The sequence below is a fragment of the Pseudoalteromonas sp. TAB23 genome (assembly GCF_000498075.1).
In the GTDB taxonomy this organism is placed as follows: Bacteria; Pseudomonadota; Gammaproteobacteria; order Enterobacterales; family Alteromonadaceae; genus Pseudoalteromonas; species Pseudoalteromonas arctica.
Map to the genome: position 1 here is coordinate 1 of NZ_AUTP01000311.1, position 12,548 is coordinate 12,548.

Genomic DNA, 12,548 nt, shown 5'->3' on the forward strand with positions numbered 1-12,548 from the left:
GTAGCCATTTTTAAACGCGTAAGAGGCGATCGTAATTCATGTGATATGTCGGCTAATAAGCGTTTTTGTGAACTAATTAAAAGCTCTAACTGATTGGCCATGCTGTTAAAGTCTCGCCCAAGTATTCCTAGCTCATCTTTTCGGTTTACAGAAATGTCGGCTCTTGCGCTTAGGTTGCCCGCTGATAGTTTAATAGCTGCTTTTTTAAGACTATTTATAGGGGCTATTAAGTTACGGCTAAATACAAAGCTTAAAATAAGAGAGGCAACAATTGCGATGACTATTTTCATCCAGTTAGGCATAAGCTTAAAGCGCATTAATAGCGGCGGTTGATGGTTAATATCTATTTCATAAAGATAAAAACTTCCTTCAGGCACGTTTATGTTAACAGGGCCGAAGGCTTGATATTTTTCAGTAAAAATAATTTGTGGTGACATATTTTGAGTAAAGTTTAATAAACTTAAGTCGATGCTCTCTGGCACCTCTTTACTACTAAGAGAGTCTTCGCTTTGAGCTGCGCTTAAGTATAAAAGTTTACGCTTTGATAGGCGAGGGTGTACTAATACATCGCTTAGGCTGCGCTTATGTTTAATAGCAGTGCGCTCAATACTTTTGGCGGTATATATTAGGTTTTTTTTCATAGGGCCATAAAGCGGCTCGTTAGTTACCGCGTTAATAGCGGTAATGTTACTTAAAAATATAAGCGCCGCAACGGTGCCGATTATAGTTAACCAAAACCAAATAAATATTTTAAAAAACAGGTAGTGCCCAGGGTGTTTTAACCAAGCAAAGTAAGTGCTTTTATTCGCCTTGGATAAAGACATAACCCGTACCTCTCATTGTTTTAATTCGCTCACCTGGAATATGCTCAGCTATTTTTTTACGGATATTACTTACATGCATATCGATAGAGCGATCAAAAGAAGCTAAACGCCTGCCTAGTACTTCTTCGCTAATTTGCTCTTTACTAACCACTTCGCCTGCATTTTTACACAATAGTGTGAGTATTTCGTACTCTGTACCAGTAAGGGTCAGTGTAGAGCCGTCGATTGAGGCCTCTCGCGCAGCAAGGTTAACAGTAATACCATTTACGAGTAACTTACTCGTTGTAGCTGCATTTAAGCTATTAATGTGCTCTATACGGCGTGTTATTGCTTTTACGCGGGCTAGTAATTCACGATGATTAAAAGGCTTTGGAATGTAATCATCAGCGCCTAGCTCTAGACCAAAAATACGGTCAAAGTCTTCACCTTTTGCAGTAAGCATTATTACCGGTGTGAGTTTTGTTTGCCTAAGTTGTTTAAGCACTTCAAAACCATCAAGCGTTGGTAACATTACATCTAGCAATATAAGGGCGTAGTCATTTGCTTGTGCTAGTTTAAGGCCTTGCTCACCGTCGTGTACGCTTTGTATTTCAAACCCTTGGGCAGTTAAATACTCACTTAATAGCTCGCAAAGGCCAGTGTCGTCATCAATCATTAATAGTTTCATTTACAAACCCTTAGAGTTGTTTATAGCGTTATTTTACCCGCTAAATAGTGCAAAGGTGAATCTTTACACAACCTTTACACTGCTTTGCGTTACTTTGCATTGAGTTAGGTATAGTTAACTCACTGGCTTAGCAGCCACAACACAACCAACCCAATATTAAGGTAATGATTATGACTAAATTAAACACACTCTCAAAATTAGTACTTATCTGTGGCTTAGCAACAGCAACTCTTGGTGCTGGTAGCGTATTAGCTAAAGGCGACGGACATAAACAAGGCCATTCTCAAGCTCGCTTTTTACTTTCTGAGCGCGGCGTTGAAAAATTAAGCTTAACAGATGAGCAGCAAACTAAACTAAAAGCTATTTTTGAAGCGCAAAAAACACAAATGAAAGCGTTGCGTGGCGACGATAAAGAAGCCCGTAAAGCGATGCGTGAAGCGCACAAAGCTAAAATGGATGCGTTACTTTCGGCGGCAACATTTGACGAAAATGCAGCAAAAGAGCTATTAAATGAACGTCATGAAAAAGGTGAGCAATTTGGTTTAATTAAACTAAAAACGCAACACCAAGTAATGCAAGTACTTAACGCTGAGCAAAAAGAGAAATTTGCTAAAATGCAAAAGCGTATGAATAAAAAGCACAGTAAACAAAAAAGTTAATTATACTTTTTGTAAATACTAAAAAACCAGCTTAATGCTGGTTTTCGTATTTAGGGCATAATGAAAATAAATTACTTAAAAAAGTCATCTTCATTTTTAGCCAGCATAGCTTCAATATCTTCAATCATGTCTTGGCTAAACTCTTCAGCGGACGTGATTGGTGCAGAAATTCTGTTATTTTCAAACGACCATTCACCTAAATCAATTAGCTGACAGCGTTTTGAGCAAAAAGGACGAAATGGGCTTTGCTCTGACCATTCAACTTTAGTTTTACAGGTTGGGCAGTTTACAATAGTAGGCATAATTTACTCTTTACAATCTTTTTCTGCATTTTACATTACTTAGATATGAGTCTCTAGGTATAAGTAAGGCTCTGAATTTAGTGTTCAGAACCTTGTAGCTTTTACTATGGACCTTTAAAAATTAGTCACGCGATTAATTTCACCAAGGGATGTAAGGCCATCGGCTGCTTTGCGTAAACCCGATAAACGTAAATTATTAAATCCGGCTTTAAGTGAAACGTCAGCTATTTCAAGCGAGTTACCACCGCGCATAATAATTTGGGCAATTTCAGGGGTAATTTGCATTACTTCGTAAATACCCACTCGGCCTTTATAACCATCGGTACAACTATCACACCCTTTAGGCGTATATAACGTCATTTCTTCAATTTGCTTGGCGCTAAATCCTTGGCGAGCCAGTTCTTCACTCGGCAGTTGTTCTGGCGTTTTACATTTAGGGCATAAACGACGTGCTAAACGCTGGGCTATAATTAAGCTGATCGAACTTGCTACGTTATAAGCCGGCACACCCATATTTAATAAACGGGTGATTGTTTCCGGCGCTGAGTTTGTATGCAATGTTGATAAAACCAAGTGACCTGTTTGCGCCGCTTTTATTGATATTTCTGCGGTTTCTAGGTCACGTATTTCACCTACCATAACTACATCAGGATCTTGACGTAAAAATGCACGCAGTGCATTGGCAAAAGTCATATCGGCTTTAATGTTAATTTGTACTTGGTTTACACCTTCAAGGTTAATCTCAACCGGATCTTCCGCAGTACTAATATTTCGCTCTGGCTGATTTAATATATTTAAACCTGTGTATAGCGATACTGTTTTACCAGAACCGGTTGGCCCTGTTACAAGTATCATCCCTTGAGGCTGGGCAAGTGCATCCATATAGAGCTTTTTCTGCTCAGGCTCATAGCCTAATACATCAATACCTAACATAGCGCTTGATGAATCAAGGATACGCATTACTATTTTTTCGCCCCACAAGGTAGGCATGGTACTTACACGAAAGTCGATACTTTTGCGTTCAGTAATTTTTAGTTTTATACGACCATCTTGTGGTTTGCGTTTTTCGGCAATATCGAGTCGCGACATTACTTTAATACGCGCAGAAAGCTTGGTTGCTAATGTATTAGGTGGGCTTGCCACTTCATGCAAAATGCCATCAATACGAAAGCGAATACGGTACTTGTGCTCATACGGTTCAAAGTGTAAATCAGAGGCGCCTTTTTTAATGGCATCCATTAAAATTTTGTTGATGTATACGATGATAGGCGCATCATCTTTATCGTCATCTTGTGGTGCTGTATCTCTTTGGCTTTCTGAGTCTAAATCAGCAAATTCCTGAAACTCGTCATCAGTTAGATTTAGGCTACCAGTTGCATCTAGTAATTGCTCAATTTTGGTATCGAGTTGAATATAATCAACAACAACAATTTCGCATGAAAGACCGGTACTAAACTCAAAGTTTTCGAATGCGCCGTAATCTGTTGGGTCTGATGCTGCTATATAAACTTTTCGATCTTTTTGAACAAGCGGCAAAATATGATGTTTACGTATAAGTTTTTCTTTTACGAGATCGGCCGGGATTCTTGTAGGATCAAAGTCTTTTAAATCAAAATAAGGTACGCGAAACAAATCAATACATTGTTCAGCTAAATCTTTACTATCGATTTTTCCACATTTAGAAATAAGCTCAGCTGTTGAGGCAAATTCATTTTGTTTGTTTTTAACCGTGTCGGCATCAATGCGGCCAAGGGTTATAAATTTTCTCAATAACGGTGAGTTAATATTCATTGCGCACCTGTTTTATTCCTTCAATAGTAAGCAATTTATCAGAAAAAAGAAGGTGATTACATCACCTTTCATTCTTTGTTGTGATTTTACTAACTAAAATACGAGTTTGTGTGAGTTAGGACAGTGTTAAAGTGAGTTAGTTTTGTTGTGTAATGCATATTGTAGGTACTTTTTATGTAGATCAACAAGTTCTATATGCACTAGGTTTAAACTACGATCGTTATTTAAAATATCATCCGCTTTTTGCTGTTTATCGGCACGTGACATTTGCGAGGCAATAATACTTTTAACTTGCTCACTACTTGTGTTGTCACGTTTTGCTGTACGCGCTATTTGTACAGAGGTTGGTACGTCTATAAGTAAGGTATGGTCGCAATATTTATCAAGGTTGTTTTCAAATAATAAAGGCGCTACTAAAATAACATAAGGGCTAGTTGCATTATTTAAATCGTTTAGTATTTTTATCCGAATAAGAGGGTGTAGCAACGCATTAAGCCATTCTTTGTCACTGTTGTTAGTAAATATTTTTGCACGAAGCTCTGCTCTATTTAATGTGCCATCGGGTAGTGAAATATCTTTGCCAAAGTGTTGGGTAATCGCTCTTAGCCCTTTACTGTTTGGGAGAACTACTTCACGCGCAATTATATCGGCATCAACTATTGTAATACCAAGTTCTTCAAACATATTGCTTACGGCTGNCAGCCAATACCGCCTGTTAAACCTAATACCCAGCTATTAACTTTAGTAATTTGTTCACTCATTTTAATAACCTATTAAATTAAAATAAGCGCCTTGAATTTGGTTGCCCCAAAGCATTGCAATCCAGCCAGCTATCGCTAAATAAGGCCCAAAAGGGATAGGCGTTGCTTTGTCTTTACCTTGTATGCTCAACAGCGCAATACCTATAATGGCACCCACTACGCTCGAAAGCAGAATAATTGTAAGTAATGACTGCCAGCCAAGTAATGCCCCAAATACGGCAAGCAATTTAAAATCGCCATAGCCCATGCCTTCTTTACCGGTTAATAACTTAAATAGCCAAAACACGCTCCATAAGCTTAAATAACCGCAAGCCGCGCCAATAATGGCATTGGTTGGTGTAATTGTGTAACCCATTACAGAGGCAATAAGTGCAAGCCATACAAGCGGAAGTGTAAGTTGATCTGGCAGCAGCATGTGGTCAATATCAATAAAGGTCAGCGCTACCAATATCCACGTTACAAAAATATATAAAAGGGCTTGCTCGGTCGCACCAAAGCTATAGGCAACAATTAAACTTAATATGGCAGTAATTAGCTCTACAGCAGGGTATCGGGCCGAAATAGGATTACTGCAACTTGCACATTTACCTTTAAGTATTAACCAACTAATAATAGGAATATTCTGCCAAGGCTTAATGGCAGTTTTACATTTAGGGCAGGTAGAGTTGGGTTTTACTAAGTTAAAAGGCTCGTTGATATTGGCTTGTTTAGATTTATTAGCTGTAAGTTCATCTTCTAACAGTAGTCTGCATTCGCTTTGCCACTCACGTTGCATCATTAGCGGTAAGCGATAAATAACTACATTTAAAAAACTACCAATACATAAACTTACTAAGCCAACTGTTGTTAAATAAAACCACAATTGGCTTTGCATTACTTCAATAATACTTTGCATTCTATTACCTGAAAATTATTTTAAAAATTAAGCGTTTAAAAATTAAGTGAAGTATTTATCACAAAGAGAAGTGAAAGAGAGTAAATGAGAAGACATTAATAGCTATATCTTATCAAAAAGTAAGCCTTCTCTTTTATTTCCTGTAAATTGTTATTTTTGGTAATTAAATAACAGAGCCAAGTTGGAAAATAGGTAAGTACATTGCAATAATCAAACCACCAACAAGTACACCGAGTACAGCCATAATAAGTGGCTCAAGCAGGCTAGAAAGGCCATCTACAGCATCATCAACTTCTTGCTCGTAAATAGTAGCTACTTTTGCGAGCATGCCGTCTAGTGAGCCAGACTCTTCACCAATCGCAACCATTTGTATTACCATATCAGGAAATATTTTTGAGTTACGCATTGCCCAGTTCATCTGATTACCAGAGCTAACCTCAGCTTTTATGTCTAAAATGGCATAACGATAAACAGCATTACCTGAAGCGCCTGCGGCAGAATCAAGTGCATCAACCAGAGGCACACCTGCAGCAAACGTAGTCGAAAGAGTTCGTGCATAGCGAGCAACAGCAGCTTTATTTAAGATCATACCAATTATAGGAAGCTTAAGTATAGCCCTGTCTGTAGCATCTCTGAGTCTTAAGCTTCTTAATTTTGCTTCTTTAAATATCCAACCACTAGCAACTACAGTAATTAATGCAACCCACCAATACTCCTGCATAAATTCCGATATACCTATTACAAATAAGGTGAAAGCGGGAAGTTCTGCACCAAAGCCAGCAAAAATATCTTGAAACTGAGGTACTACAAATATTAAAAGGATAGAGGTAACAATTAAAGCTACAACTAAAACTGCAATAGGATAAAACATCGCTTTTTTAATTTTTGACTTTAATGCTTCGGATTTTTCTTTATAAATAGCGACACGATCAAATATTCTATCAAGTGCACCTGACTGTTCGCCTGATGAAACTAAATCACAGTATAAATCATCAAAGTAACGCGGGTGCTTTCTTAATGCTGTAGATAATGGCTGGCCCGCCTTTACTTCATCAGAGATGGTTTCCATTAATTTACGAATGCTTTTATTTGTAGAGCCTGAGCCAATCATTTCTATTGACTGTATTAATGGCACGCCAGCTAATAACATAGTTGCAATTTGGCGAGTAACTAAAGCAATATCTTTAGGAGTTATTTTTTGAACACTCTGCAAACCAAATAAAGGTTTAGCTTTTCGTTTAACCTTTGAAGGGGTTATACCTTGCTTTCGAAGCTGAGCTTTTACTAAAGCAATACTATTACCAGTTAGTTCCCCTTCAAGACGTTTGCCCCTGGCGCTAACTCCAACCCACTGGAAAGTATCTAAAGTTTTTTTTCCTGAGTGCTTTGCCATTAAAGGTCCTTCAAGTACATTATTTTACATTGATTAAAAGAAACTTGACCATTTGACCAAAAGTTAGGTCCATAAGGAGTCGAGTCTAAACAGTTATAGCTTAGTATTACAAAAAATATATAAAAAAGAGATAATAGAGAGTATATAATTATATTCTTTTCTGATTTATTACTAACTTTCAAATTTAGAGGTAAGTAGCTCAGTAAAATACCGATTAAAATAAAAATAAAAGTTTGAGGTATAGGCATTACAATAACCCCACTTACTAGTGAATAGGTTAATAACCCCAGAAGTGAGAGAAAGCAAATATTGAATTCAGGTATATTATTGTTCTTGGTATATCTGATGCAAAGTTGAAAAAGTTTAAAAAATAAGCTTATAACAAAAGTGGTTATAATTCCTCCCCAGTTATACAAAATCTGCAACACACTGTTATGTGGATGGCTATTACCATATTCCTGAGAAAAATATACTCCAGGTCCATTTCCTATAAAAATATTGGATAGAGCTAAGCTAGATAATAAGTCACTCCAAATCTCTACGCGTAGTGAGCTACTTGTCCGTATAACATAATTAATCGATTCAGAATCTTGGTGGTATAATAAATAGATAGAAAATAATATTAAAGATATAAAGCTGCACTTCAATATTTTTAACATTTGTTTTCTATTGATTAATTGATAGTAACTTCCGAACATGAACATTACTAACGAAGCTAAAATAGCTCCTCGAGCACCACTTAAAAGGAGTAAAAATATATTTAATATTAGTAATATAAAAGCAGCTCTTGATAACTCTTTATGTTGTAAAAAATAAATAACAAAAGGGATGCAAAGAATTTGAAATTGATTGAAAAAGCGAATGTTATAAAAACCGTATAATATAGCATCAGGGTATGGTTGGACCTGATCTACAATAAAGAAAGAATAATTAAGCAATGAGTAACATAAAACAAATAGATTCAAGAAGAAAAGCAGAAAGAAGATTTTATTTATATTTTTTTGTAGGGTAAATCCTAAATTTATTACGTTTATAAGTAGTGTGAAGTGTAATAAATTTAATATTGCTTGTAACTTATTATCACTAAGGAGGGCTGAAAAAAATGCTGATAAAATTATTAACGCTAATATAGTGTGGTGTTTTTTATCTAAGCTTAGCTTCGGAATTAAAATAATAGATAAGGCTAAAGCCGCAACTTGAAAGCCTCTTTTTTCGTTATATAACCCGAGAAAATATGAATCGATTGTAGGGAATAGCGATAAAAGTAAAAAAGAACATAATATATATAAACTGATGTTTTGTATTTTCATATATGCTAGTAAGTAACCCGTTAGGGCTACTTACTTGAATTAATTTTAATTAGCTTTTACGGCAGTTTTGAGGTACGAATTTATTTAAAGTTGTAGCACTTACTTCACACGTCCATAAAACTGCATTTGCAGAATATGACGGTGTAAATGACAGCGTCCCACTATCTAAATCTGTATTGGTTCCTTGGATTGCAACTGTAATTGCACCAGCAGCACCTACAGTAACTGATTCAACGTAAGTTGACTTAATATCACCCGCTGCAGCCAAACCAACGTTACTATTGCTTGCACAATTAGTTAGAGCACCGTTTGAAATTGCACACTCACTAACAGCTGTTTTAGCTGAACTACCAAATGAGATAACTTCACTTACTTTCGCTCTTGTTGTGTAGTCTTGATAAGCAGGTAAAGCTACTGCAGCCAAAATACCGATGATTGCTACTACAATCATTAATTCAATTAGGGTGAAACCCTGTTGTTTTTGAGTCATTGTTTTCATGTTTCCTCTCCTAAAGGATAGATTTTTGTAACTTAAATCACTTAAGCGGCAAAATGCCTCACTTAATTTAACCGATTTACTTTACAGTTTTACTTAAAATTAATTTTATTACACTTTAGCTTTAGAGTATGAAACACAAAAGCCGTATGTGAATTCATTATGTTTAGTACTAGCTATAAAAGTTTACTAAGAGCACTACATGTTGTAGCAACAAATAGTATAGGCATAAAGTAAGTAGTTTAGTTGCTTTAGTTTTTAATTATGTCTTTAAAAACTAAAGGTACTAGTTATTTATGACTACCTTTTAAAATAAAATAGTACAACAGAATTAGTCTACCATTTTATTTTAGTATTTAGCACGTATCTTCTTATAAAAAAGCGATTTTATTTAACAAAATGTTACAAAGTAAGCCTTTCGGGTTATTTAATGCTTTTTTACTTAACTTGTCAATCGATTAGCGGTATTAATTGGCAGTTGTTGCTTTAAAATTGTTCAAAACGCATCGATAAATCGATTGATTGTAAGTTTTTTGTTAACGCTCCGCTTGATATAAAATCGACGCCGGCTTGTGAATAAGTTTTGAGCGTTTCTAGGGTCATATTGCCTGAAACCTCTAGTTTTGCGCGCTTGTTGGTCAAAATTACAGCTTGCTTAATTTGCTCTACGCTAAAATTGTCGAGCATAATTATGTCGGCACCAGCCTCAATCGCTTGCTTAAGTTCAGGGAGTGATTCTACTTCGACTTCGACAGGTTTGTTCGGGTGGTTTTGTTTAGCTTGAGCTACGGCTTTGTTTATTGTGCCACAAGCCGCTATATGATTTTCTTTAATTAAAAAAGCGTCAAATAACCCAATACGATGGTTTGCACCCCCGCCACATTTTACTGCGTATTTTTGAAGAGCACGCAGACCAGGTATGGTTTTGCGTGTATCGAGTAGTTGCGTAGTTGTACCACTTAACTCTTTTACGTAATGCGCTGTAGTAGTTGCAGTGCCTGATAACGTTTGCACAAAGTTAAGGGCAGTTCGTTCGGCAGTTAATATTGAACGAGCCGGGCCAATAGCGGTAAATAATGTGCTGTTTGCTTTAACTGCGTCGCCGTCGTTTATTAGTATATTAACCTTAACGCTTGGGTCTACTTGTTTGAATACTTCAAGGATGATGTCTTTTCCGCAAAAAATGCAGTCTTCGCGAGTGATTACTTTGGCGTTGGCTTGCTCGCTCTGAGGGATAAGCTGCGCGGTAATATCTCCGTCTTGAGCTGTTTGATAATTTAGATCTTCGTCGAGTGCAAGAGTGACAAGTTGGCTAACTAAAGAGTGCGGGATAGACATAATAAAAGCTCATAAGCGTTAATAAATTAAGCAAATTTTACTATGTTTATAAAAGAAAGAGAAGCGATTGCCTTTTAGCTAATATAAAGATAAGCGCTTGTAGTAAATTCGCACCTACGTATGGGTTTGAATTATTTGTAGGTGAGGTTTTATGCCTCGCTTTTAATTTCAACAGTTACGTTACACGAGCGGATGTAAATTCGCACCTACGTGTGGGTTTGAATTATCTGTAGGTGAGGTTTTATACCTCGCTTTTAATTTCAAAAGTTATGTTACATGAGCGGATGTAAATTCGCACCTACGTGTGGGTTTGAATTATTTGTAGGTGAGGTTTTATACCTCGCTTGTTACTATCATTTTTTTAATAAATCCATTAGCATCAGCGATATGTATATCTTGATATTTATATAATAAACGTATCATGAAAATAAATTTAGACGGTGTTTTAAGTACGGTGGCGCAGCGGCCTTGTTCGCATTTTGATGAGCGCCCTGATGAGGCTGATATTTCTTTATTGGTGATTCACAATATATCATTGCCAGCAGGGCAGTTTGGTACACCTTTTGTTGATGAGTTATTTATGGGTAGCATTGATTGCAATGCTCATCCGAGTTTTAGTGACTTAAAGAATTTACGTGTATCGGCCCATTGCTTTGTAAAGCGCACCGGTGAGGTTATACAATACGTGCCTTTTGAAAAGCGCGCTTGGCATGCAGGGCAATCCGAGTTTGAGGGGGTACCTGCTTGTAATAACTTTAGCATTGGCATTGAGCTTGAAGGTACCGACACTGCTCCATATTCTTTAGCACAGTACAAAACATTAACTATTATTAGTAAATCTATAATGCAACGCTATCCAAAAATTACCCCTTCGCGTATTGTTGGGCATTGCGATATTGCCCCTGGGCGTAAAACAGATCCTGGCAGTAGCTGTAATTGGCCATTGTTTTTTAATATGCTTGAACAACTAAGTTAAGAGAGTAATTCCCATGATTTTAGTTTCTATAATAATTGCATTAATACTAGAGCGCTTAGGCGCTCGGTCTAATTACTGGCAGATAAGTTATTACGCAAATGGTTATTTAAATCGCTCTAATAAATTACTTGGTGATAAGGGCTTATTTAGCTCAGCACCGGGCTTTTTAATTTGGCTTTTGCTTCCGGTGATTGCGATGGCACTAATTTATTGTTTATCTGATTTTGTTTTGTGGCAGTTGGGCATTAATATCGCGGTGCTTTTGGTTTGCTTTGGTTGTGCTAAGCAGCGTGCTTTATATAAGTCGTATTTAAATGCGTTAACGCGAGATGACGGTACTGCTGCATCTTTATATGCGTTGCAAATAGGTCAAAAGCGTACTGATGATCAAGATGGTGGCGAAACCTTTGGGCAAACATTGGCGTGGGTAAACTTTAGATTTTACTGCGCGGTTATTTTTTGGTTTGTTGTTTTAGGCGCGCCAGGTGCGGTTTTATATGCTCTGGTACGTACTTTAGCTGATTTAGTACGAGAAGATCATAAAGTAATATTTGCTAAGCGTTTTAAACTTATACATAAACTACTGTTTTGGCTCGACTGGTTACCTGCACGCATTACAAGCTTTGGTTATTTAGTAATAGGTAACTTTAATAAAGGCACAAGCTGTTGGCTACGTTACGTACTTAACTTTAAATCTCCAAACCGAGAAGTAGTAACATGTACTGCGCTGGCTGCAGAGCAAGTTGAAAAGCGTTATTACGGCTGTACCTACGAGGCCACTTGTATGATTAAGCTTGTTAAGCGCAATGTATTATTTTACTTAGTACTTATAGCACTACTTACATTATTTGGTGGACTATCGTAGTCGCGATTTTATATCGCGCATCGTGTTTTTTCGGTTGGGAGGTTAGTTGCCAAATGTCGCGGGGTAAACCCGCTGCTACGATATTGCGTAGTCGCGATTTTATATCGCGCATTGTATTTTTCGGTTGGGAGATTAGTTGCCAAATATCGCGAGGTAAACCCGTTGCTACGATATTGCGAAGTCGCGATTTTACATCGCGCATTGTGTTTTTCGGTTGGGAGATTGTTTGCCAAATGTCGCGGGGTAAACCCGCTGCTACGATTGCGTAGTC

Annotated in this window: 13 protein-coding genes and 1 pseudogene; 3 read left to right on the forward strand and 11 right to left on the reverse strand. The window is 37.1% G+C overall.

Annotated features, from left to right (window positions below; translation table 11 throughout):
- Both L654_RS01000000126475 and L654_RS0119900 read right to left on the reverse strand, forming a co-directional pair.
- The coding region (locus tag L654_RS01000000126475) for a HAMP domain-containing protein (protein WP_024608867.1) at positions 1 to 824 on the reverse strand (824 nt) is incomplete at its 3' end.
- Positions 802 to 1,491, reverse strand: coding sequence for a response regulator (locus L654_RS0119900; protein ID WP_007586150.1), 690 nt, complete (start codon positions 1,489 to 1,491; stop codon positions 802 to 804). The genes L654_RS01000000126475 and L654_RS0119900, both read right to left, overlap by 23 nt.
- Before the next feature lie 170 nt (positions 1,492 to 1,661).
- On the opposite strand from L654_RS0119900, the gene L654_RS0119905 reads away from it, so the two are divergent.
- On the forward strand, positions 1,662 to 2,150 hold the full coding sequence (locus L654_RS0119905; RefSeq protein WP_024608868.1) for a Spy/CpxP family protein refolding chaperone: 489 nt from the start codon (positions 1,662 to 1,664) through the stop codon (positions 2,148 to 2,150).
- A gap of 71 nt (positions 2,151 to 2,221) precedes the next feature.
- Here L654_RS0119905 and yacG read toward each other — a convergent pair whose 3' ends face one another.
- The 8 genes and pseudogenes from yacG to nadC all read right to left on the reverse strand — a co-directional run bounded on the left by yacG (position 2,222) and on the right by nadC (position 10,436).
- Positions 2,222 to 2,452 (reverse strand): DNA gyrase inhibitor YacG, encoded by a 231-nt coding sequence (gene yacG, locus L654_RS0119910; protein ID WP_007586146.1) that lies wholly within the window; start codon positions 2,450 to 2,452, stop codon positions 2,222 to 2,224.
- 114 nt (positions 2,453 to 2,566) lie between these two features.
- Positions 2,567 to 4,243 carry a type IV-A pilus assembly ATPase PilB gene (gene pilB / locus L654_RS0119915; protein WP_024608869.1) on the reverse strand — a complete coding sequence of 559 codons (1,677 nt, stop codon included), beginning with the start codon at positions 4,241 to 4,243 and terminating at the stop codon, positions 2,567 to 2,569.
- 126 nt (positions 4,244 to 4,369) lie between these two features.
- Positions 4,370 to 5,004, reverse strand: a pseudogene (coaE, locus tag L654_RS01000000126480) (dephospho-CoA kinase).
- A 1-nt stretch (position 5,005) separates the two neighbouring features.
- Positions 5,006 to 5,899: an A24 family peptidase gene (locus L654_RS0119925; protein WP_024608870.1), complete on the reverse strand. Its 894-nt coding sequence runs from the start codon at positions 5,897 to 5,899 to the stop codon at positions 5,006 to 5,008.
- Positions 5,900 to 6,062: 163 nt separating this feature from the next.
- Positions 6,063 to 7,292: a type II secretion system F family protein gene (locus L654_RS0119930; protein WP_024608871.1), complete on the reverse strand. Its 1,230-nt coding sequence runs from the start codon at positions 7,290 to 7,292 to the stop codon at positions 6,063 to 6,065.
- The gene (locus L654_RS0119935) at positions 7,292 to 8,602 is read right to left on the reverse strand and encodes an O-antigen ligase family protein (RefSeq protein ID WP_024608872.1); all 1,311 of its coding nucleotides are present in this window, start codon (positions 8,600 to 8,602) and stop codon (positions 7,292 to 7,294) included. Before L654_RS0119935 ends, L654_RS0119930 begins: the two co-directional genes overlap by 1 nt.
- Positions 8,603 to 8,651: 49 nt before the next feature.
- Complete coding sequence (locus tag L654_RS0119940; RefSeq protein ID WP_029753725.1) at positions 8,652 to 9,101, reverse strand: pilin; 450 nt, start codon at positions 9,099 to 9,101, stop codon at positions 8,652 to 8,654.
- Positions 9,102 to 9,584: 483 nt separating this feature from the next.
- Positions 9,585 to 10,436: a carboxylating nicotinate-nucleotide diphosphorylase gene (gene nadC, locus L654_RS0119945; protein ID WP_024608874.1), complete on the reverse strand. Its 852-nt coding sequence runs from the start codon at positions 10,434 to 10,436 to the stop codon at positions 9,585 to 9,587.
- Positions 10,437 to 10,857: 421 nt separating this feature from the next.
- On the opposite strand from nadC, the gene ampD reads away from it, so the two are divergent.
- Complete coding sequence (gene ampD / locus L654_RS0119950) at positions 10,858 to 11,412, forward strand: 1,6-anhydro-N-acetylmuramyl-L-alanine amidase AmpD (RefSeq protein ID WP_024608875.1); 555 nt, start codon at positions 10,858 to 10,860, stop codon at positions 11,410 to 11,412.
- Positions 11,413 to 11,425: 13 nt separating this feature from the next.
- Entirely contained in the window at positions 11,426 to 12,277 is an 852-nt protein-coding gene (gene ampE / locus L654_RS0119955) for a beta-lactamase regulator AmpE (protein ID WP_007586130.1), read from the forward strand.
- On the opposite strand, the gene L654_RS1000000128395 is transcribed toward ampE, so the two are convergent.
- Positions 12,252 to 12,548 (reverse strand): hypothetical protein (locus L654_RS1000000128395; RefSeq protein WP_024608876.1); only part of this gene is annotated, 297 nt, incomplete at its 5' end. The two genes, ampE and L654_RS1000000128395, sit on opposite strands and share 26 nt — an antisense overlap.